This is a genomic window from Rubrivirga marina (genome assembly GCF_002283365.1).
Lineage (GTDB): Bacteria > Bacteroidota > Rhodothermia > Rhodothermales > Rubricoccaceae > Rubrivirga > Rubrivirga marina.
On sequence record NZ_MQWD01000001.1, the window covers coordinates 1,332,997 to 1,355,053 of the forward strand.

The following is a 22,057-nucleotide window of genomic DNA, read 5'->3' on the forward strand; positions in this document are numbered from 1 at the left end:
CGCCGGGCCTCGGGCACCCAGCGCGCCATCTCCTCACCTGCTCCATCCGGCTGACCTGGCGGCCAGGTCGCCGGGGTACCAGAGGTCGCCGGTGTCGAGGGGGCGACGTCAACATCATGGCGGCGATCCCGGCGTTCCGCGCCGCGACCCCGCCCACGGTTGCCTAGCGGATCAGCCAGACGCGCGGGCCCCGCTCCGAGATCGCCTCGACGGTCACCGTGCGCCGGCCGGCGGAGCCCTCGTCGAGCAGAGGGGCGCACTTCGGCCGACGACAGGTGCCTAGTCGACTGGAAGGACGGCGGCGGCGGTGTCGGGGCTCGCGTCGAGAGGGAGCGGCTCTGGGGGGGCGGACGGCGTCCACGACCCGCCTTCACACCCCGGTCGGGCGAAGGTCTCCGCGGTGAACGTCGGCGGGTTGCCCGGGGTGGCCACGATGCGGACGGCCTCCTCGCCGTCGCGTCCTGCGGCACACCCGCTCCGGTACACCGAGGCTCCGGGGCGCTCGATCAGACCGGACGCCCCGACGGACACGAGCCGCACGCTCTCCTCGACGTCGCCGCCCATCCCGAACGCGCTCCGGAGCGCGAGTTCGTCGAGCCCGTCGCCGTCGATGTCGGGGACGGTCGTCACCCCGATGGTTGGCCCCTCGAAGGCCACGTTCCGGACGAGCCGGCCAGGTCCGCCCACCTCGGGTGTGCCCTCGACGATGCCGAGGCCGACCTTCGGGCAGCACCGCGGCCACAAAGCCATGAGGTACAGGACAGCGTGCTCCTCGGCGCCGGGTCGGGTGAACGCGCCATCGGCGACGGCGAGAACCCGGACCTCCTCCTCATACCCGGGGTCCTGGGCCGTCCAATGAGCGCGGGCGGCTCGGACGGCGGCCTGGACGGCCGGCCGCGTGGCCCACTCGGCCAGCGCCCCGGCATCGTCGGTGGGAGGGGCGTCCACGTCGCGACCGTCGGCGACGACGGCGGCGGGCGCGTCCTGAGCGTCGGCGCAGGCGATCAGAGTGAGCGAGCCGAGGGCGAAGACGACACGGAGGAACACGGCGAGGACCTGAAGCAGAGTGCGCCCAAGGTCTGTCGCCCGCGCTCGCCCGCCTAGAGGTGCGTCCGATGAGCCGGCCCGCTTTTGTCGGGTCTCGCTCTCGCGCGCTCGGTGGAGAGCCGCGGCTACGGATGGCTTCCGCACCCGGGACGAGCCGGGACGACAGAAGGGCGGGCCGGAGCGTGGGCGATGACCGCGGGCCTGCCCTCCCGATGAATCGCTCAGACGGCGGCCGTCGGCTGCTTCTCACCCGGGGTCCCATGAGTTCCGTTGATCGCGTCCTTGACGTCTCGCTCGGTGGCGTCCCATCCGTCGCTGCCTCTGCCGATGAGGCGCCGTCTTGGAAGCGCGCGTTGTCGAACTCGCTCGCCCTCGGCACCGGCGACCTGCTGTCGATCAGCGTCTCGATCCTGCTCGCGCAGACCGTCGTGTACTGGGGGCTCGGCGGGAGCTACGGGGTGCCGGTCTGGGCGTCGTCGCTCGTCGCCCTCTGGTTTGCCGGGGCCGCCCTGCTCCACCTCCTGCCGGGCTGGGGCCTCGGCCCCGTCGAGGAGCTCCGGCGTGTGACGACGCTCTTGGTGGGCGTCTTCGGGACGCTCATCGTCACGACGTTTTACGGCAACGCCCTGGCGGGGCTCTACCTCTCGACGGCCGCGGCCAGCCTCCAGAGCGCGCTGCCCGAGGTCGCCGGCCTCGCCGCCGCTGGGGTGACCTGCGCGGTCACGGTTCCGCTCATGCGGACGTGGGTCCGCCGGGCGCTTATCGAAGCCGGGCAGTGGGGGATCCCCGCCGTCGTGTTCGGCGCGGAGCCGGCGCGAGACACGGTGGCCGGGTTGCTCGAGAGCGAGCCCGGGATGGGCTACACCCCTGTTCTCCGCGGCGACCTCGCCGATCTCGCGGGCGCCCCGTCGCGAACGCCCCGCCAGTCCGTCGCGGTCCTCGCCCTCGAAGGCCTAGGCCGGGCCGACGCGTCGCGCATGCTGGAAGGGCCACTCTCGGCGTATCGGACGGTCATCGTCGTCCCAGACCTCATGACGTCGCCGTGCCTGTGGGTCCGGCCCCGCGACCTCCGTGGGGTGCTCGGGCTCGAGATCACGCGGAACCTCTCGAGCGTCACGGCGCGCGTCACGAAGCGGACGACGGACGTGTTCCTGGTCCTGGCCGCCGCGCCGGTCTGGTTCCCGATCTGCCTCGTCCTCAGCGCGCTCATCTGGCTCGAGGACCGCCGCTCGCCCCTGTTCCTGCAGGAACGCGTCGGGTCGGCCGGCCGGGCCTTCCAGACCTTCAAGTTCCGGACGATGCGGCCGGACGCCGAGGCCGTCCTGGCCGAGGCCCTCGCCACCGACGCCGCGCTGCGAGAGGAGTGGGAGGCGAACTACAAGCTCCGCGTCGACCCACGGATCACGCGCGTCGGCCGGCTGCTCCGGGCCGTGAGTCTCGACGAGCTGCCCCAGCTCCTGAACGTCCTGATCGGCGACATGTCGCTCGTCGGGCCGCGCCCCCTCCCGAGCTACCACCACGTCACGCTCTCCCCGGGGGCCCAGATGCTGCGCCAGCAGGTCCGCCCGGGCATCACGGGGCTATGGCAGGTCTCGGGCCGGAGCGACATCGGCAACGAGGGGATGGAGCTCTGGGACCCGTACTACGTGCGGAATTGGTCGCTCTGGCTCGACGCCGTGATCCTCGTCCGGACGGCGCGGGCGGTGATCGCCCGGTCCGGGGCCTACTGAGCCACGCCGGCGCCCACGTCGGCCGAGGCAGGGCGGGGGCGTCCCCAGGCGTCGTGGGTGAGGTGATAGGCGGCCGCGTCGCGGCGGCGTCCGGCGTCGAACAGCGAGAGGACGGTAGGGGGGACCGGGACGGCTGAGCCTCGAGCCGGCGACCTGGTCGCAAGACGGAAGGTGCCCTCTCGATTCGTCGTCCCCTCGAAGACGGCCAGCGGGTCGGGGACGGCCCGGCCGGTCCTCTCGGCCCTCGGCGAGGGCCAGACGAGATTACCGCCCCACGTTGACGCCGAGGCGACGGCCGCCGGGACGCGGATCGCGCTCGCCGCGCCCGAGCGCGCCAGGAGCACGTTGTTGAGGACGACGAGGTCCCTTGAGCGCACGGGGCGCCCATCGGCGTCCGGCGCGCGCGGGTTCTGGCCGGACCGGGCCTCGTTGGGGCCGCAGGCCGGATCGCCGTCGTGGTCGCACGGCCAGAGCGATCGGTCGTCGATGACGACGACGAGCGCCGCGTTCGTGGCCTCGACGACCGTGTTGAAGGCGACGACGATCCCGGCGGCGTCGGTGAGCCGGACGCAACCTGCGAGCCGGGCCCCCTCGGGCGGGTCGTTCGGCCGGGGGCGGTTGTCGACGCACACGTTGTCGACGACGAGGCTCGAGTCGCTGAACAGCTCGAAGAAGAGACCCGTGTTCGCGTTCCGTTCGAACAGGTTGGCCGCGACGATGGCGTTCCGGTTGTTGATGTCCAGCCACAGACCGTTGATCTCGTTGTCGGCGAACACGTTGTGGTGCGCGACGAGCCCACGCGACCGCGTGACCTTGCCCGCCCCGCCGTGCCCCCGCACGTTCGGATCGGCCCACCCATTCCCGCGGACGTCGTTGAAGGCGAACACGACGTCGGTGGCCCCGGTCCCGCCCGCGCCCTCGATCCCGTTGTCATGAATCCAGTTGCCCGTGACGGTGTGGTCGCGGCCGGAGAGGTCGACCCCGCCGCCGTTCTGCCAGCCCACGTCCGAGTCGAGGAGGGTGCCGTCGGCGGCGCCGAGGCAGACGGCGAACCGCTGGCGGGGGCTCGTGCCGTGGCGGAATGCCATGCCGGCCACGAGAGAGCCGGCTTGGCGAGAGGTCCCGCAGCGTCCGCCCGCGGCGTCGGCGGGCACGAAGAGGAACGGGCGCTGGCCGACCTCGATCACCGCCACGTTGGGGTCGACGTCACCAGGCGGGTTGAGGTAGACGGCCTTGGGCGTCGCGGGCGGCCCCTCGACCCAGAACCGGCCGTCGGGGAGCGCGGGCCGCCGGTCCCCTCCCACACCCCGCATCACGACGCCGTCGACGACGAACAACTCGCGGCGGCGACCCGGGCTGAGGTCACCGTTCCTGTTGTCCTGCGCTTCCCACGCCCAGACGTGCCGCCAGACGTCATCGTCGACCGGAGTCCACGCGCCAGACGGGATCACGTCGGCTCCGCTCACGACCGGGTGGTGGCCGGGGTAGGCCACCAGCGCGACGCGGTCGGCCGTCGGTCGGACGGCCTCGCGGTACGTCCCCGCCCGGACGATGATTGCGTGCCCCTCCGCGAACCCGCACCCGGCGATGGTCGTCGCGTCGGCCGTGCCGTTGGGGTCCACGGTGCAGGTCGAGGTGAAGCCCCGGGTCGCGAGCCAGGCCTCGATCGAGACGCACCGCCCCTCTTCTGAGACGGACCCGTCGGGGCACGCATCGGAGTAGGTCGCCTCATAGAGAGGCGAGGCGGGACCCCACGGTGCGGTGTCGGCGGAGGAGTGGGAGGGAGGCGCGGGTTCGAATGGGACCGCCGCCAGGGCCAAAAGGAGCAAGGCGGCGGCGCCCATTTGCCTGCCGCCGGCCCGTCGACCGCTCCGAGTAATTAACATTTTATGAACAACCAGCCGGTGAGGGGCCGAGGCTAATGGGGTGGGAGTGGGAGCGCGAGGAATTCCCGAGGCCCGCACCTCGTCCTCTCCGCCGGGCCTCGAGTTGAAGCCCGGGCCCCATCAGAGGCGCGGGGAAGAGGATCTCGATGGCCTGGGCTCCTGAAGTGGCGACTCACAAATTCGTAGGCTGCCAGCGGTCCTCGTTCTCGGCCGCACCGAAATCGAGCCACGTCGCCTCGACGAGGGGGACCGGGGGGGCGAGCGATCGGGAGCCAGCGACGAGCGGCCGTGGCCTACGAACGGTCGGAGCAGTCTTTTTTTTTGACCGAAGGCCGGCGTCACGGATCGCGCGATTGACTGTCGAGCGACTCACTTCGACGTCGCGCTCTCGCGCGAGCCGGTCGGCCAGGTCGGCTCCGGTGGCGTCTGGGTCCTGGTCGAGCCACCGCTCGAGGGCGTCGAGGTCCGCCTCGGTCAGGCGCGGCCGGGGCCCGCGGCGGGCGCGGGACGGGGCGATGGAGCCCTTCGTACGGTGAAGCCGCTTCAGCTTCTGGACGAACGACCGGCTGACGCCGAACCGATTGGCGACGGCCTGTTCGGTGGCGTCGCCGCGGAGCGCGGCATTGAGGACGCGCTGGCGGAGGTCGTGGGAGTACGCGGACATGCGACGTGGCGGAGCTGCCGGCTTACGAAAACTCTAGCCCATCATTACCGCCCGGCCCAAAATGAACGGGGCGCGTGTGTGCTAGCGAGGGGACGGCAGCCCCCTGCTGATCAGCGATTCGTTCCGACCAGCGGGGACTGCTGGAACGCGTGGCGTCTGCAGGGGCGGTCAACTGAAGCGAGTCTCTATCACCTTTCCCTTTTGACAAGGCAGCCCCCCATCTCACCATCAGGCTGGCCCGATCTTGGACGGGAGGGCACACTGTTGTCCCCGGGGATCCTCCTAGATAAATTCCCCAGGTCGGCGGCCGATAGAGGACTCGGCCCCGGCACGAGGCCGCGTTCTGCTCTGGGAGTCCGGAGCGATGGGCCCTCAACCCCCACCACCACACCTGTCCCCTGTCGTTATGCGTCATCTTGCCGCTGGGAGGACCAGCCGCACGCTCGTCCAGTTCGCCGTCACGGCGTTCATCCTCCTCCTCGTCCCGTCGTCTCAAGCCCAAACCTTCCACCGCGACTGCGGGACGGGCCGGCTCTACGACGACGTGACGGGGGGGTGTAACAACGTAGAAACCGTCCTCTCCAGGAACGGCACCCTGTACTGGGTAGACCAGGCCACCGGGAACGACAGCGACCCCGGGACGAAGAGCAGACCGTGGAAGACGATCTCGAGGGCCAACCGGGCCGGCCAGCTCTTGCCCGGCGATGCCGTCCTCATCCGGTCGGGGACGTACCGCGAAGAGATCCGCCCCCGCACCGCGGGGCAGGCCGGCCGCCTCGTCACCTTCTCCGCGTACCCCGGCGAGACCGTGACGGTCTCGGGCGCGGACGTCGTCAACCGGCCCGGCAGCGGGTACGCCGGGTGGGTCCAGCAGAGCGACGGCTCGTGGCGACACGCCTGGACCTGGGACGCGCTCCCGTCGGAGGGCACGCACCTCGCCGACCGGCGCCGCGAGCTGTTCGTCGTGAACGGGACCGTGCTCCGGCAGCTCAGCGGGACGTCGAAGCCGTCCATCGCGCCCGGCCAGTTCTGGGTCCAGGGCTCCGACTCGAACCCCACCGCCGTCTACATCAAGACGCCCGACGGCGCCAACCCGAACACCCAGCTGGTCGAGGTCGGCCAGCGCGACCTGCTCTTCCAGCCCGAGAGCCGCGACGTCTGCACCCGGTCCGACGACGGGTACTACCGCGTGCTCCTGCTCCGCTTTATGCACTCGACGGCGAAGCGCCAGCGGATGGCCGTTTGCACGGGCGCCCGCGGGAGCCGGATCGAGGAGGTCGAGGTCGTCTGGAACAACGCCGGCGGCATCCAACTCACCGGCCGCGACCAACTTGTCCGCGGAGTGATTTCGAGCCACAACGGCATCGAGGGGATCGGCGTGCAGGGGTGCGACAACTGCACCGTCGAGTACTCCGAGGTCCGCGGCAACCACTGGAAGTGGTGGCAGGACGAGGGCGGCCGGTCGCACGGCGGCGGCGGCAAGATCACGGGCACCACGAACTCGACGATCCGATACAACACGTACGCGGACAACGACGGGGCCGGGATCTGGCTCGACGAGAACGCCAGCGGCAACGAGATCTACGGCAACCGGGTCGACCGCAACCTGAAGCAGGGAATCCAAATCGAGCTCCACTCCGACGGCAACCGGATCTACAACAACGTCGTCACCCGGACCCGGCACTACAGCTCGATCTGGAACGGCATTGGGATCTCGCTGTCGGTGAGCGACGGCAACCTCGTCGCCTACAACACGGTCCTTGGCAACCAGGGGTCCGGCCTCCGGGTCGGCGGAGACAACCGCGGAACGTCCACCGGGAGCGTCGTCTACAACAACCTCTTTCTGTACAACGCGCTCGCGGCCGACGCGGGCCGCGAGATCATGATCCTCGGGAGCGGGCCGGCGTCGGACCCCGGCTCGCCGTGGCAGCGCGTGCAGACGAACCGGGTCGACGGCAACGCCTACACGTTCCGGAACCCGCTCGAGATCCTGCGCAACGAGGCCAACTTCATGGTGTCGCCGTCGTGCAACGGGTGCGACGCGCTCTACGCGAACGCGCTCGACGAGTGGCAGGAGCCGGTCGGTTTCGACGGGGGGGGGCACGTCACGCAACTCCTGCAGCCGACGATCCAGAACCCGCTCGACCCGGTCAACGGGTGGCGTTTGAGCCTGGGGAGCCAGTACGCCGGGCGGGCCGTCGCCCTCCCCTCGGGCGTGGCCCCGATCCTGACGGACGCGTTCGGCGCGACCCGGCCGGCGTCCGGCGGATCCATCGGGGCGCACGAACTGGGTGGGAGCCCGCCGCCCGCGTTCACCGCGAAGACCACGCCGCAGCCCGGTCCGCAGCCGGGCCCGACGGGCGGCGTGGTCTTCGCGGTGAACGCGGGCGGCGGAGCGTTCACGGCGGCCGACGGGACGGCGTACCAGGCCGACCGGCTCTACACACGCGGGCGGACCCGATCGACGAACGCGCCCATCGCCGGGACGACGGATGACGCGCTGTACCAGACGGCCCGGGCCGGCCAGTTCGCCTACAGCGTCCCCGTCCCCGACGGGACGTACGAGGTGACGTTCCGGTTCGCCGAGTTCGTCTACGACGGGCCGGGCCAGCGCCGCTTCGACATCGAGGCCGAGGGGACTGAGGTCCTCTCCAACGTCGACGTGTTCGCGGCGGCCGGGGCGAACCGGGCGTACGACCTCACGGCGACCGTGGCCGTGGCCGACGGGACGCTCGACCTCCGGTTCCTCCAAGACACCAAGGGGCCGTTCGTTTCCGCCATCGTGGTCCACGCCCCGACGGCGTCCCCGGCGGGCCCCATCGCGTTTGCAGTGAACGCGGGAGGCGACGCGTTCACGGCGGGCGACGGGACGGCGTACGAGGCCGACCGCCTCTACACGAGCGGGCGGATCAAGTCGACCGACGCCCCGATCTCTGGGACGACCGACGACGCGCTGTACCAGACGGCCCGGGCCGGCCGGTTCGCCTACAGCGTCCCCGTCCCCGACGGGACGTACGAGGTGACGTTCCGGTTCGCCGAGTTCGTCTACAACGGAGCCGGGGACCGCCGCTTCGACATCGAGGCCGAGGGGACTGAGGTCCTCTCCAACGTCGACGTGTTCGCAGCGGCCGGGATCCGCCGGGCGTACGACCTCACGGCGACCGTAGTCGTGGCCGACGGGACGCTCGACCTCCGGTTCCTCCAGGACACCAAGGGCCCCATCGTCTCCGCCATCGTCGTCCGCCATGCGTTGGACGCGTCGCTGGCAGAGGAGCCCCCGGTCGCCCTGACCGCCCCGGAGACGATCGTGGCGCGGAGCAGCGCGCTCCCCGACGTGGTGACGCTCGAGCGCCCGAGCCCGAACCCCACGCACGGGCGGGCCGTGCTCCGGTACGCCCTGCCTGAGGCCTCCGACGTGCGGATCGACGTGCTCGACCTGCTCGGCCGGCCGGTGGCCGTCCTCGAGGACGGGAGCCAGTTCGCCGGGTGGCACGAGGTCGCGTTCGAGGGGGCCGGGCTCCCGGCCGGGGTCTACGTGGTCCGGCTGCTGGCGGATGGCCAGGCTGCCGTGCAGCGGCTGACGCTGGCCCGCTAAGGACGGGCGTTGAGAAGGAGTCGGGGCCCGCCGGACGGAAGTCAGGCGGGCCCCGGCGCATTACCCGGGCGTCGGTCCTTCGCCGGGCCCCGTCGGGCCGTGCCCATCGGGGACGCCGTCCAGGTCGGCGTAGAACGCGGTGTAGAACGCGGCAAGCTCGCGGGCGGTGACGTCCTCCTCAATGAGGCGGGCGATCGCCTCCCGCTCCTCAGGTCGGAGCGTGTCGGGGTAGCGAACGAACCGTTCGACGGCGTCTTCGAGGGATGGGGACATGCGGCGGGGTACGTGGCGGGGGCGGAGTACGCCAACGGAGTGGACGAGGGGTGAGAATAGACGCACTGATGCGTCCGGAACCGCGCCAAAAACGCAGGCCGAAGCGGGGGTTAGGCGGGCATTCCGCTAACGGCCCACGGCTCTATGATGGTCGTTACATCCCGGCCCGGCCCAATAACGACGAGGGCCGCGCTCTGGACTTCCCCAAAGTCTCGCTGGCCCCCGACTACGAGACTCGGTCCCCTTCCCCGCTGACCATGTCTCTTGCTCCTGCGTCACTCCGGCGCACCTTCGCCGACCTCGTCGGCGACCAGCCGTCTCGGCTGGCGACCGACGCGTTCGTTGAACACAGCCGTCAGATCGCGACGGCCTACCTCTTGCGCCGAACCCACTCGGGGCGGCTTCGCCTTGACCAGTTCGACCTTCGGGTCGAGGACCTCGCCCTCGACTGCTTCGCCGACCTCTTCCGCCGCGACGACGAGGGCCGCCTGGTCCGCCTCCGCGGCTACGCCCAGTCGATCGGCTGGGAGTCGCTCGACGACGCCGGCCTCGCGATCGCGGTGCGCCGGCTCGTGTTCAGCGTGGTCAATGAGGGGCTCTTCCGGCGATACCGCGAGAGCGACCCCACCGTGGGGCGCCTGATCCGGACGCTGAAGCAGCACGTCGGCGAGCACGATCGACTGAGCCTCCACCGCGTGCGCGGGACGTACCTCGTCGAACTCCTCGACGCGACGCCGGACCAGAAGGCGAGGCCGCTGATGCCGCCGGAGGTGCTCGAGGCCCACCTGCACGGGTTGCTCGGCTCAAGCGGGCCAATGCGTGACGTCGTCGGCGAGCTCGCGGAGCTGTTCGCGTCGCACCCCCTCTACGCGCCGGCGGTGTCGCTCCCGGACCTCGCGCTGTGCATCCGGAACGTGCTCGCGCGCCGGGGCGAAATCTCCGGCGAGGCCACGGCCGACGCCGACGACGTCGACGGTCGAAATCTGACGGTGCTGGTCCAGTCGTATATCGAGCACGCACTCGCGCGGGTCCGACACGATATGGAGGGGCTCTACGTCGGCCGTCGTGGGATCAGCCCGAACCTCTACCTGGCCTACTTCAGAGCGGTCGGGGACATCTTACGGGACCAGCTCACCGGGGCGGGGACACCCGACCTGTCCTTCCGTGAGGCGCTCAACGGTCACATCGCGGCCGTGAGCAGCAAGGAGTACCGGCGGACGCACCAGGCCGTCCTCGAGTACCTCGTCAACCTGACCCGGGCGCGCGTCCTGGCCCAGGCCGCGCCGCTGGTCTGACGCCCCCGTCGTTGGGACGCTCTGAGGCGAGCGCGCGACCACGGCGCGCGCTCGCCCCACGGCTCCGGCCCGCTAGCGGGCGACGGACATCGTTCCGGACGCAGCCGCGTCGCCGTGGGCCATGACGGCTCGGAGACGATAGGCGTAGGCCCCCGTCGCGAGGCCCCGAACGTCGACCGGCAGGGGCCGGTCGGTCCCGGCCGAGAGCGCCGTCGTGGACGACCAGACGCGGCGGCCGAGCACGTCGTAGAGGGCGAGCTCGATGGTGGCCGCCTCGGGCAGCGTCAGGCGCAGCGTCGCCGTCGCGGCCGAGGGGTTCGGCACGGGCGGGCCGACGGTGAGCCGCGACGGCGGCGGGGCGGCGGCCGTGGTCCGGGCGACGGGGCGGGAGACCTCGATGGCCGCCACGTGCGGCTGGTCGACCGAGGCGAAGAACCCGACGTCGAGCGTGTCGTCCTCGGCCACGTACACCGTGAACTGCTTGACGACGGCCGTGGCCGGGCCGGCCTCGGCCGTGATGTCGAAGTCGTCGATGATCGTCTGGCCCTCGGCGTCCACGTCGAACACGCGCGAGCCGACGCCGCCGGGCTCGCCGCCGGGGACGCCCCAGTAGATCTCGGCGAAGTGGAGGCGGAGGATGTAGAGGCCGGCCTCCGGGACGGCGATCCGGTAGGCGAACCGCTCACGGCGGCCCGTCGAAGTCCGGCCGGTGAGGTAGAGGCTGTCCGCGTCGGTCCCGGCGATCTCCGTCAGGACGCGGTTCACCGACGGCCGGCCGTCGTCGGCCGACGTGTCGGCCGCCCACTCGGCGCCGTTCGCCATGAGGGCGGGACCGCCCGCGTTGATTCGTGCGATGACCTCCTCGACGGGGTCGTCCTCCGGGGACGACGACTGGGCCTGGGCGGGGCCGGCGAGGAGACCGACGAGAAGGAGACCGAGGAGCGCGCACCGGAGGTGAGCGAGCCCGACCGAAACCACAGGCAAGGAAGCCGTAGGCATGGGGGTGGGAGGTGGGGAAGGAGATGATTCCCAATCGTTCCACGAGCCCGCCGATGCAGGATCGGCGCGGGGCCCGTCGGCGTTACCCCGGGGCGATGCCGGCCTCGACGAGTCGCCGCCAGAGCGTCTCGACCGACGCCTCGATCGAGGCCGACGCGGTGGGGAGGACCACGTCGGGAGCGGGCGGCGGCTCGTACGGGGCCGAGACGCCGGTGAACCCCTCGATCTCGCCGCGGTCCGCGCGGGCGTAGAGGCCCTTCGGGTCACGCGCTCGCGCGGTCTCCACGTCGACCTCGACGTAGACCTCGAGGAAGCGGCCCTCCGGGACGAGCGCCCGGACCCGGGCGCGGTCGGCCGCCGACGGCGAGACGAGCGCGCACAGGACGACGAGCCCCTGGTCCACCAGCAGACGGGCGACCTCGCCCGTGCGGCGGACGGCCTCGGCGCGGTCGGCCGCGTCGAAGCCAAGGTCGCCGTTGAGCCCGTGGCGGAGGGCGTCGCCGTCGAGCCGGACCGTCTGGACGCCGGCCGCCTGGAGACGCCGCTCGACGTGTCGGGCGATCGTCGTCTTGCCTGAGCCCGAGAGGCCCGTGAGCCAGACGACCCCCGCACGCCAGCCATTGTGCGCCTCGCGTTCCGCCAGCGGCACGTCGTCCGCCTCCCACACGACGTCCGGGGAGGACGGCCTCGCGAGGACCGGCGAGCCCGCGCCGCGCCCGTCGCCGCTCGGGGGCGCCACCGGGGGTGCCTGTCCGTCGAGGCGCGCGGCCTCCCGAGCGACGTCGTCGGGGTCTTGCGCAGCGCCGCGGATCATGCCGGCCGCGACCGTCCCGTTCGAGTAGGGGTCGATGAGGATGAACCCGCCGGTCTTCCGGTTGATGGCGTAGGGGTCAAAGAAGATCGGGGCCGCCGTCGTGAGGCGGACGCGCGCGATGTCGTTGAGCCCGAGCGCGGCGGCCGGCTGGCGGTGCAGCGTGTCGACGTCGACCCGGTAGACGATCTCGTCGACGAAGACCTTCACCTCGCGGGTCGTGTGGCGGAGGAGGTAGTGGCGGCCGGGCTCGAGGGGCGTCTCGCTCATCCAGCACACCATGGCGTCGACGGCGCTCGCGACCGTCGGGAGGTTCCCCGTGCGGACGAGCATGTCGCCGCGCGAGACGTCAAGGTCGTCCGTCAGCTCGATCACGACGGGCTCGCCGGCGGCCGCCCGAGGCTGCTCGCCGTCGAAGGTGGTCACGCTCAGGATCCGGCTCTCGCGGCCCGACGGGAGGGCGAGGACGGCGTCGCCCGGCCGGACCTCTCCCGACGCGACGGTCCCAGCGAGCCCGCGGAAGTCCTGGTGCGGCCGGATGACGGTCTGGACGGGGAACCGGAAGTCGACGAGGTTGCGGTCGGCCGCGACGTTGATCGTTTCGAGGAGGTAGAGCAGCGTCGGGCCCTCGTACCAGTCCATGTGCTCGCTCCGCTCGACGACGTTGTCGCCCTTGAGCGCCGAGACCGGCACGAACCGGACGTCGTGGACGCCGAGCTTGGCCGAGAACGCGGTGTACTCCTCCACCACGGCGTCGTAGGCCTCCTCGGCGTAGTCGACGAGGTCCATCTTGTTGATGGCGACCACGAGGCGGGGGATGCCCAAGAGCGACGCCAGGAAGCCGTGCCGCTTCGACTGGGTCTGGACGCCGCGTCGGGCGTCGACCAGGATGATCGCGAGGTCGGCCGTCGAGGCCCCCGTGACCATGTTCCGCGTGTACTGGACGTGGCCCGGCGTGTCGGCGATGATGAACTTCCGCCGCGGCGTCGCGAAGTACCGGTACGCCACGTCGATCGTGATCCCCTGCTCCCGCTCGGCCCTCAGCCCGTCCGTCAGCAGCGCGAGGTCGGGGACCCCGTCGTCGTCGGTCCCCCGGGCCCGCGAGGCCTCCGAGACGGCCTCGAGCTGGTCCTCGAAGATCGACTTCGAGTCGTAGAGGAGCCGGCCGATCAGCGTGCTCTTCCCGTCGTCGACGCTCCCGGCCGTCGTGAACCGGAGGAGGTCCATGTCGAGGTACCCGTCGGAGGGGTCGACCGGGGGGCCGTCGGGGGCGCCGGCCTCGGCGGCGAGGCGGGCGGGGTCGGTGCCGTTGGTCTGCATGGTCGAGAGCGGGGTGCGGGATCGGGGATGTGGGATGGGTGAGGACGAGCGATGGGCTCATCCCTCGACGTCCCTCTTAGAAATGGCCCTGGTTCTAGAAATAGCCCTGCTTCTTCCGGTCCTCCATGGCCGCCTCCGACCGCTTGTCGTCGTGGCGCCCCCCCCGCTCCGTCTGCCGCGCCGCGGCCACCTCCCGGATGACCTCCGGGAGCGTCGACGCCGTGCTCCGGACGGCCCCCGTGCACGTCGCGTCGCCGACCGTCCGGAACCGGACGGTCTCCCGCCTCACGGCCTCGCCGGCCTGGGGCCCGGCGAACTCCGTCACGGCGAGGAGCGTCCCCCCCCGCTCGAACACGTCCCGCTCGTGGGCGAAGTAGAGCGCGGGGAGCCCGACGCCCTCGAGCGCCACGTACTGCCACACGTCCATCTCCGTCCAGTTCGAGAGCGGGAACACCCGGAACGTCTCGCCGACGTGGCGGTGCCCGTTGTAGAGGTCCCAGAGCTCGGGCCGCTGGTTCTTCGGGTCCCACTGGCCGAACCGGTCGCGGGCCGAGAAGAACCGCTCCTTCGCCCGGGCCTTCTCCTCGTCGCGCCGCCCGCCCCCGAACGCCGCGTCGAACCGGTGCTCGGCGAGGGCGTCGAGGAGCGGGACGATCTGGAGCCCGTTCCGGGAGGCCTCCGGCCCCGTCTCCTCGACGACGCGGCCGGCGTCGATGGCCCCCTGGACGGAGGCGACCTCGAGCCGGAGCCCGAGCCCGGCGACGAGGGCGTCGCGGAAGGCGAGGGTCTCGGGGAAGTTGTGGCCCGTGTCGACGTGGAGGAGCGGGAACGGGACGGGCCCGGGGTGGAACGCCTTCCGGGCGAGGTGGACCATGAGGATCGAGTCCTTCCCGCCGGAGAACAGGAGGGCCGGCCGCTCGAACTGGGCGGCCACCTCGCGCATGACGTGGATCGCCTCCGCCTCGAGCGTCCGGAGGTGGGAAGACGGCGAGGCCGCCAAGCGGGCGGGCGCGGACGGGGCGGGAGCGAGCATTTCCAGGGGCATGGGAGTCGGGGTCAAAACCAGAGCAGCTTCATGGTGAGGAGAGCGGTCGCGCTGTAGACGAGCGAGACCGGCGCGCCGGCGCGGACGTAGTCGGCGAAGCGGTAGCCGCCGGCGGACATGACCATGAGGTTGGTCTGGTAGCCGAACGGCGTGAGGAAGCCGGACGAGGCCGCGAGCGCGATGGCGACGCCGAAGACGGTGGGCGAGACGCCCGCCTGAGCGGCCGCCTCCAGACCCATCCCGATCATGAGCGCGGCGGCGGCGTTGTTCGTGATGAGCTCGGTCAGGACGACCGTCACCAGGTAGAGCGCCATGAGGACGCCGAACGGGCCGGCAGGGCCTGCCACCCCGACGACGGCGTCGGCGAAGGTGACCGCGAGGCCCGTGGTCTCGAGGGCCTTCCCAACCCCGAGCGCCATCGCGATGACGACGAGCGTCGGGAGTTGGACGGCCTCGCGCGCGTCGCGTCCTCGGAGGCATCGGGTCGCGATCATGGCGAGGGCCCCGACAAACGCCGCCCGGTCGATGGGGACGATGCCGGCGGCGGCCAGCGCGATGACGGTGCCGAGAATGGCCAGCGCCAGTGGGGCCTTCCGGGGCTGAGGTCGTGGGCGCTCGGGCCGGCGGGGGGCCACGAGGTAGAACTCGTCGCGGCGCGCGTTCCACTCCTTCTCGAACCCGTTCGCCGCCTCGACCACCAGGAGGTCGCCGGAGTGGAGCGGCGTGCGGCCGAGGCGGCCCGTGAGGGCGTCGTCGGCCCGCTGGATGGCGAGGACCACGCCGCCGTAGCGCTCGCGGAACTCGGCCTCCCGGAGCGTTCTCCCCACGAGCGACGACGACTCGGCGACGACGGCCTCGTAGAGGGGGAGCGTCTCGAGGAGCGGGGTGGAGACGGGCTCGACAGCGCGGGCGAGGCCGGGCCGGTCGAGGAGCCCGTCGAGCGCCCGCGCGCTCCCCTGGAAGGTGAGGGTGTCGCCGGCACGGAGGGCGGACTCGGGCGTCGCGGGGACGAGGTCGTCGTCGCGGCGAAGGTGGACGAGGTAGGCCGTCTCGAGCGAGCGGAGCCCGGCCTCTTCGATCGTCTGGCCCACGAGAGGCGAGCCCGTGGGCACGCGAACCTCGAAGAGGCAGCGGCCGAGTCCGTCGCCGACGGGGCCGTCCCCGGCCCGGCGGCCGGGGAGGAAGCGGTGGCTGACGAGCGCCATCACGGCGAGGGCGGCGAGGGCCGCCGGCAGGGCCACTGGCGTCTGAGTGAACATGCCGAGGGGCTCGAGGCCGGCCTCGGCCATCCGACCGGTCACGACGAGGTTCGTGCTCGTACCGATGAGCGTGAGCGTCCCACCGACGGTCGTGGAGTAGGCCACGAACATGAGAACCTTCGAGGGCGGGATGCCCGCCCGTTCGCACCACGCCTGCGCACGCGGCGTGACCATCGCGACGATCGGCGTGTTGTTGAGGACGGCCGACATGACGCCGAGGAGGCCTCCCATCTGGGCGACGGATCGCGTCAGGCCGCCCTGCCGCGGGAACAGGGCCCGATCGGCGAAGCCAAGGGCACCGGTGTTCTGGACGCCTGCCGCCAGGACGAACAGCGAGGCCACGGCGATGACGGCCGGGTTGGCGAACCCCGCGAAGGCGTCCTGCGGGGAGAGCACGCCGAGGGCCACGAGGACGCCGACGGCTCCGACGAGGACGAGGTCGGCCCGGGCGAGGTCGCGGACGAGCGCGTAGAGCATGGCCCCGACGACGGCGAGCGTCGCCCAGGCCGCCCAGGTCAGGCCGCCCATACGGGAGGGGGAGGAGCTAGAGAGGTGGCCTGCACGGGGGCCGAGACGTACTGATGCCAGTCGAGGTCGGGATCGCCTGACCCGACGATGGCCGGGGCGGACGGGGCCGACATGGAGTACGCCAGGGGCCGGCCGGCGAGGTCCGTGAGCCGCCCACCGGCCGCCTCCAGAATCGCCTGGGCCGCGGCCATGCCCCAGGCCGGCGTCTGGGCCGCGCGGGGGGCGAGGTCGGCCGCCCCCTCGGCGACGAGGCAGAACGGGAGGGACGAGCCCGCGCGGCGCGACGTGACGCGGACGCCGCCCATGTAGAGCCGGAGGGCCAGGTCGGCGGCAGGCGGTCGCTCTGAAGACGAGCCCACGGCGACCGTGAGCCGGCGCGGATCGGCGTGGCGAATGCGGATGGGTACCGGCGGGCCGTCGCCGTCGACGCGGTGGGCGCCCCGCCCGCGCGCCGCGGCATAGGCGCGTCCCCACGCCGGGGCGACCACGACGCCGAGGACGGGCCGGCCTCGTTCGATAAGGGCGACGTCGACGGTGAACGCTCCCGTCCGCTGCAGGAACTCGGCGCTCCCGCCGAGCGGGTCGACGCACCACCACTGGTGGGCCGACTCGTGCCGCTCCTGGACCGCGTCGGCCGAGACGACCGGGACGCCGGGGGGGAGCCGGGCCAGCCGATCCCGGAGGTAGGCCTCGGCGGCGGCTCGGGCCGCCGCGAGGGCGTCGTCCCCGAGCGGCGCGGCATGGCCGTAGTGGGCGAGGGCGATCGCGCCGCCGGCCGTCGCGAGGCGGCGGACGAGTTCGACGGGCGGCCCCGGGCGGCGGTCCGTCATTGGTCCGGGTGGGGCGGGGCCGTGCGGTGACCCGGGGCGGCAGAGCCCCGAGGCGGGCTCCGTCGGGTCATGGCCCAAGCGACACGACCGGCCGCGCCGTCCCCACGGGAGGCCACGGAGAGGGAGGCGGGGGCCTGTACCAGCGCGTGGTAGAGACGGTAGGCCTCGTCGCGGAGCGCGCGGTGGCTCGGGAGGTTGAAGGCCGTGCGGAGCACGTCCTTTCCGACCTGCCGCTGCCCAGAGGGCCGCGCGACGGTCCGTCCGGGCTCAGGCGCCGTGCGTCGGTAGAACTCGTCGATGACGGCGAAGCACCGCTGGACCTCGGCGTCCGTGTGGTCGAAGGGGGCGAAGTCTGTCCCGAAGCGGGCGTTGACGGCGCCGACGACGGCGCCGAAGTCGCTCGTGACGTCCTGGAAGTCCGCCACGACGACGTGCTCGCGGTACGGGAGCACGCGGCGGTAGAAGAGGACGTAGTCGCGGAGGGCCGTCTTCAGCGGGTACCCGAAGGACCGCGCGTTGGAGACGACGGCCTCCTCGGGGTCGCGGATGAGGAGGATGGTCGGGATGCCGGCCGCGGCCGCCCCGACGATCTGGGCCTCGGCGTGGAGGTGGTGCGCGGCCTCGACGGGCGTCCCCTGCGCCAGTTGGAAGGCGACGGTGGCGAACGTGTTGCCGCACCGCGGGTACCCCTCGATCACGATCCGCGTCCGGTCGTGGACGACGCCGGTGTGAACCATGCGAACGCCGTTGATGAGCATGTACGGCCGCTTCTTGTGGCGGATCAATGGGAAGTAGACCCTCGGAAAGTGCCGGACAGCCTGCCGGAGGTAGAAGCGCACGCGGCGTTGGGCGGTCCAGTCCCAGGAAGACGATGCCATCGGGGAAGCGGGGCTAGGAGAGCTCACACGCCAGTCTCGTCTCGGCCACGGCGGGGCGCGGAAATCCGAACGAGGCCCGGTTCCGCCGAGGGGCGTGTCTGCACAGGCCGGGGCCCGCGACGAAGGGGCCCACAGACGCTCTCCTCGTTGAGTCCGCATGGACCTGGCCCTCTCCCCCTCCGCTCCCCCTCCCGTGTCCGTCCCGGCGCCGCCGTCGAGGCGTGTCCTCGGGGCGCGCGTCGACGCGACGAGCTACGACGGCGCGACCCAACTCGTCATGCAGTGGGCGCGCGAGCGGCGCTCCGCGTACGTCTGCGCCACGAGCGTCCACGGCGTGATTGAGGGGAGCGAGGACCTCTCGTTCCGGGACGTCTTGAACGAGGCCGACCTCAACACGCCGGACGGGATGCCCCTCGTGTGGGCGCTCCGCCGGCTCGGCATTCCCGAAGCCAGCCGGGTCTACGGCCCCATCCTGACGCTCCGGCTCTGTGCCGCCGCCGAGACCGCCGGCACGCCGATCGGGCTCTACGGCGGGACGCCCGAGAGCCTCGAGGCGTTTCAGGCCTTCCTCACGCGGACCTTCCCTCGGCTCCGCGTCGCCGTCGCGATCTCGCCCCCGTTCCGCCCTCCGACACCGGAGGAGGACGAGGCCGACACGGCCGCTATCGTCGCGTCCGGCGCCCGGATCGTGTTCGTGGGGATCGGCTGCCCGAAGCAGGAGCGGTGGTGTGCCGCCCACCGCGGGCGGATTCCGGCCGTGATGGTCGCCGTCGGGGCCGCCTTCGACTTCCACGCCGGCCGCGTCCGGCAGGCCCCGCCGGCGCTCCAGCGCGCGGGGCTCGAGTGGGCCTTCCGCCTGGCCGTCGAGCCGCGCCGACTGTGGCGCCGCTACGCCCGGATCGTCCCCCGCTTCGTCGTCCGCTTCGGGCACCAGCTCGCGCGGCACCAGCTGCGCGCGGCGTAACCCTCTTCCCCTCCCCTCTACGCATCATGAACGAACGCGTGCTCGTCACCGGGGCCGGTGGCTTCATCGGCCACCACCTCGTGACCTACCTCAAGAACCGTGGCTACTGGGTCCGCGGCGTCGACCTCAAGCACCCCGAGTACGAGCCGACGGCCGCCGACGAGTTTGACATCCTCGACCTCCGCCGCTGGGACGCCTGCCTGGAGTCGCTGCGCCCGGCGCCTGACGGACGCAAGATCGACCACGTCTACGCCCTCGCGGCCGACATGGGCGGGATGGGGTTCATCTCGGCCAACCACAGCCTGATCCTCCACAACAACGTCCTCATCAACACGCACACGATCGAGGCGGCGCGGAAGGCTGGCGTGGAGCGCTACTTCTACACGTCGAGCGCGTGCGTCTACCCGGAGCACCTCCAGACCGAGGCGAACGTGACGCCGCTGCGGGAGAGCGACGCGTACCCGGCCGCGCCGCAAGACGCCTACGGCTGGGAGAAGCTGTTCACCGAGCTCCTCTGCCACTACTACGCCGGCGACTACGGCATGGAGACGCGGACCGTCCGGTTCCACAACGTCTACGGTGAGTTGGGGACGTGGGAGGGCGGCCGGGAGAAGGCGCCGGCCGCGATGATGCGGAAGGTGGCCTACGCCAAGCTCCTCGGCGGCAAGGAGGGCGCCCCCGGCGGCCCGCCGACCGTCGAGATCTGGGGCGACGGCGAGCAGACGCGGTCGTTCATGCACGTCGACGACTGCTGCGAGGGGGTCTACCGGCTGATGATGAGCGACTATCGGGAGCCGCTGAACCTCGGCCGGGACCGGATGGTCACGATCAACGAGCTGTGCGACATCGCCGCCGAGGCGGCCGGTGTCGACGTGGTCCACGAGCACATCGACGGGCCCCAGGGGGTCCGTGGGCGGAACTCGGACAACACGCAGCTCCGTGAGATCCTTGGGTGGGAGCCGGGCATCCCACTTGAGGAAGGCGTCGCGCGGACGTACGAGTGGATTGAGGGCCAGCTCCGGGCCAAGCTCGAGGCGGTGGGGAAGCTGCCTTCAGGCGATGGCGCCCTCGTCGACATCTTACCCGCGTGACGCCAATCGTCGTTGGGGCGGCCTCGGGACTGAGAGGCCGCCCCGACGATGTTTTTTGGGCGAGATAGCGCCCAGTAGAACGGCAAGGGCGCGCCACGGACTCGCCGGCGGTTCGACCGCGCGGTGACCTACGACCCAGCCGAGTTCAGGGTGTCCCTCAGTGGGGCGAGGCGGAGAGGAAGGCGCGAGCTTCGGCCAGCCCCTCTCGTGTGGACCCGTCGGCGCTGCTCTCCACGAGCTCGGTGTAGAACGCCCGCGCCGCGGCCGGCTCTCCGAGCTCACGCGCCGCACGCGCCGCACCCAGCAGGCCGTTAAAACGGCGCGGGTAGAGGTCGAGCGAGCGCTCGTATGCCTCGAGGGCCTCCCCGGGTCGGCCCTGCTCCATCATGAGGTGCCGAGGAGTTCGGACGCGGGAAGCGTGGGCCCGGGCGTAACCGGGGGCTTGGGCGTGGATGCCTCGAGGTCGGCCGCCTGCGTCATCTGCTCCACCGCCAGGGCCTCCTCCCCTCGGGCCTGGGCGGCCCAGGCCGCGACGCCCAGCCGCAGGATCCGGATCTGCCGCGCGAACAGCGTCTCCCCGGCCTCCTCCGCGACGCCTTCGAGCGCCTCCAGCCGGTCGAGCGCTTGCACGGCGCCGTCGAGGCGGCCCAGGCGGGCGGTGCCGAGCCCCCGGGCGAACCACGTCACCGCCTCCGGCCAGGGGAAGCGGTCCCAGTCGATCGCGTCGGACGGGCGCGGCGTGAGCGCCGCCGCGTCGTCCCACGCGCCGCGTTCGAGCGCGTACCGGGCCGGGATCGAGGCTAGGTGGAACGCCGTCTTCGACGACGGCTCCAGGTGCGGCGTCGCACGAAGTCGTTCGATCTGGACGGCCGCCGCGTCGTCGTCGCCCCGCTGGAGGTCGGCGTAGACGAGGTACTCGATGGCGTGCGGAAACTCGTCCCAGACGTACTGGCCCTCGTCGCCGGCGGGGTAGCGGAGGGCCGCGTCGGCGGCGCGGAGGTTCCCCTCGACGACGGCCTCCCACTCCCCGAGCCGGGTGTAGATGTGGGTCGGCATGTGGAGCGCGTGGGGGTTGTCGGGGGCGACCGCGGCGTAGTGGCGGACGACGTCGGGCGACTCGTGCTCGCGCCCCGGCGTGTCGTTGGCGTGGAGGAGGTAGTGGCTCGCGCCGGGGTGGAGCGGGTAGTCGCCGAGGACGCCCAGCAGGAGGGCCGCGGCGCGGTCCTGCCGCTCGTGTGCGTCGGCGACCGCCGGGGCCGTCGCGAGGAGGGACAGGGCGTAGAAGACGGTCGCCTCCGGATCGTCGGGGAACGCCAGGGAGAGCGCCTCCGAGGCCCGTCCCCACCGGCCGATCCGGTCCCAGTAGTCCCCGGCCTCGGGGCCGTCGAAGAACGCGGCGGCCGCGGCGACGAAGAGCCGCTCGTGCTCGGTCGCCAGGGCGAGCGCCTCCGCGCGTCGGACGGCGGCCCATCCCCGTTGGAGGTCCGCCGGGCCGGGACGGGTGGGCCAGAGCGGCTGGAAGAGGGTCATCGCCACACCCCAATGGGCCATCGCGCAGTCCGGGTCGATCTCGGCCGCCCGCCCGAATGCCTCCCGCGCCAGCGGGTAGGTCATGTGGTGGAGGAGGAGAAGACCCTGGTCGAATGCCCGCTGCCCCCCGTCGGTGCAGGAGACGGGAAACAGGACCTCGCCGAGCGGTGCGCCCGCCTCGGCCGAGTCTTGTGCGGAGGCGCCGCCGGCCACGAGGAGGGCGACGAGGGAGACGAGTCGCGCTCGAGGAGGGCGCATGGGGGCTCGGAGAGATGCCGAGGCCACCGGCGGCCTCGGCCGGGGAACAGGGGG

The 22,057-nt window shown here is 72.2% G+C and carries 17 protein-coding genes; 5 read left to right on the plus strand and 12 right to left on the minus strand.

Annotation, left to right across the window (positions count from 1 at the left end):
• Positions 1-279: 279 nt before the first annotated feature.
• Positions 280-1,047: a hypothetical protein gene (locus BSZ37_RS05520; protein ID WP_095509583.1), complete on the minus strand. Its 768-nt coding sequence runs from the start codon at positions 1,045-1,047 to the stop codon at positions 280-282.
• 260 nt (positions 1,048-1,307) lie between these two features.
• Here BSZ37_RS05520 and BSZ37_RS05525 point away from each other — a divergent pair, with 260 nt between their 5' ends.
• Positions 1,308-2,777, plus strand: a complete 1,470-nt coding sequence (locus BSZ37_RS05525) for a sugar transferase (RefSeq protein ID WP_095509584.1) — start codon at positions 1,308-1,310, stop codon at positions 2,775-2,777.
• Here BSZ37_RS05525 and BSZ37_RS05530 read toward each other — a convergent pair.
• Together BSZ37_RS05530 and BSZ37_RS05535 are read right to left on the minus strand one after the other, a co-directional pair.
• A complete protein-coding gene (locus tag BSZ37_RS05530) occupies positions 2,771-4,399 on the minus strand; it encodes a right-handed parallel beta-helix repeat-containing protein (protein WP_179299493.1) in 1,629 nt (542 codons plus the stop codon). The genes BSZ37_RS05525 and BSZ37_RS05530 overlap by 7 nt on opposite strands.
• A gap of 436 nt (positions 4,400-4,835) precedes the next feature.
• A complete protein-coding gene (locus BSZ37_RS05535) occupies positions 4,836-5,327 on the minus strand; it encodes a helix-turn-helix domain-containing protein (protein ID WP_095509586.1) in 492 nt (163 codons plus the stop codon).
• A 406-nt stretch (positions 5,328-5,733) separates the two neighbouring features.
• Between BSZ37_RS05535 and BSZ37_RS05540 the strand changes: the two genes are divergently transcribed.
• The gene (locus BSZ37_RS05540) at positions 5,734-8,922 is read left to right on the plus strand and encodes a malectin domain-containing carbohydrate-binding protein (protein ID WP_179299494.1); all 3,189 of its coding nucleotides are present in this window, start codon (positions 5,734-5,736) and stop codon (positions 8,920-8,922) included.
• A 60-nt stretch (positions 8,923-8,982) separates the two neighbouring features.
• Here the strand turns inward: BSZ37_RS05540 and BSZ37_RS05545 are convergent, their stop codons facing one another.
• A complete protein-coding gene (locus BSZ37_RS05545) occupies positions 8,983-9,195 on the minus strand; it encodes a helix-turn-helix domain-containing protein (RefSeq protein WP_095509588.1) in 213 nt (70 codons plus the stop codon).
• Between the two features lie 257 nt (positions 9,196-9,452).
• On the opposite strand from BSZ37_RS05545, the gene BSZ37_RS21870 reads away from it, so the two are divergent.
• Positions 9,453-10,490, plus strand: a complete 1,038-nt coding sequence (locus BSZ37_RS21870; RefSeq protein ID WP_095509589.1) for a site-specific integrase — start codon at positions 9,453-9,455, stop codon at positions 10,488-10,490.
• Positions 10,491-10,562: 72 nt separating this feature from the next.
• Here the strand turns inward: BSZ37_RS21870 and BSZ37_RS05555 are convergent, their stop codons facing one another.
• The 6 genes from BSZ37_RS05555 to BSZ37_RS05580 all read right to left on the minus strand — a co-directional run bounded on the left by BSZ37_RS05555 (position 10,563) and on the right by BSZ37_RS05580 (position 18,160).
• The gene (locus BSZ37_RS05555) at positions 10,563-11,489 is read right to left on the minus strand and encodes a malectin domain-containing carbohydrate-binding protein (RefSeq protein ID WP_095509590.1); all 927 of its coding nucleotides are present in this window, start codon (positions 11,487-11,489) and stop codon (positions 10,563-10,565) included.
• 82 nt (positions 11,490-11,571) lie between these two features.
• Entirely contained in the window at positions 11,572-13,527 is a 1,956-nt protein-coding gene (cysN, locus tag BSZ37_RS05560; RefSeq protein WP_095512320.1) for a sulfate adenylyltransferase subunit CysN, read from the minus strand.
• A 187-nt stretch (positions 13,528-13,714) separates the two neighbouring features.
• Complete coding sequence (gene cysD, locus BSZ37_RS05565; RefSeq protein WP_179299495.1) at positions 13,715-14,653, minus strand: sulfate adenylyltransferase subunit CysD; 939 nt, start codon at positions 14,651-14,653, stop codon at positions 13,715-13,717.
• A gap of 23 nt (positions 14,654-14,676) precedes the next feature.
• On the minus strand, positions 14,677-16,452 hold the full coding sequence (locus tag BSZ37_RS05570) for an SLC13 family permease (RefSeq protein WP_095509592.1): 1,776 nt from the start codon (positions 16,450-16,452) through the stop codon (positions 14,677-14,679).
• Positions 16,440-17,282, minus strand: a complete 843-nt coding sequence (locus BSZ37_RS05575) for a 3'(2'),5'-bisphosphate nucleotidase CysQ family protein (RefSeq protein WP_095509593.1) — start codon at positions 17,280-17,282, stop codon at positions 16,440-16,442. Before BSZ37_RS05575 ends, BSZ37_RS05570 begins: the two co-directional genes overlap by 13 nt.
• Positions 17,279-18,160, minus strand: coding sequence for a hypothetical protein (locus tag BSZ37_RS05580; protein ID WP_143537567.1), 882 nt, complete (start codon positions 18,158-18,160; stop codon positions 17,279-17,281). Before BSZ37_RS05580 ends, BSZ37_RS05575 begins: the two co-directional genes overlap by 4 nt.
• 157 nt (positions 18,161-18,317) lie before the next feature.
• Here BSZ37_RS05580 and BSZ37_RS05585 point away from each other — a divergent pair, with 157 nt between their 5' ends.
• Together BSZ37_RS05585 and BSZ37_RS05590 are read left to right on the plus strand one after the other, a co-directional pair.
• On the plus strand, positions 18,318-19,124 hold the full coding sequence (locus tag BSZ37_RS05585; protein ID WP_095509595.1) for a WecB/TagA/CpsF family glycosyltransferase: 807 nt from the start codon (positions 18,318-18,320) through the stop codon (positions 19,122-19,124).
• Positions 19,125-19,150: 26 nt separating this feature from the next.
• The gene (locus tag BSZ37_RS05590; RefSeq protein ID WP_095509596.1) at positions 19,151-20,215 is read left to right on the plus strand and encodes an NAD-dependent epimerase/dehydratase family protein; all 1,065 of its coding nucleotides are present in this window, start codon (positions 19,151-19,153) and stop codon (positions 20,213-20,215) included.
• 157 nt (positions 20,216-20,372) lie between these two features.
• Here BSZ37_RS05590 and BSZ37_RS05595 read toward each other — a convergent pair whose 3' ends face one another.
• Positions 20,373-20,600 (minus strand): tetratricopeptide repeat protein, encoded by a 228-nt coding sequence (locus BSZ37_RS05595; protein ID WP_179299497.1) that lies wholly within the window; start codon positions 20,598-20,600, stop codon positions 20,373-20,375.
• Entirely contained in the window at positions 20,600-22,003 is a 1,404-nt protein-coding gene (locus BSZ37_RS05600) for a hypothetical protein (RefSeq protein WP_095509598.1), read from the minus strand. The genes BSZ37_RS05595 and BSZ37_RS05600 overlap by 1 nt, the downstream gene beginning before the upstream one ends.
• Between the last annotated feature and the right edge of the window lie 54 nt (positions 22,004-22,057).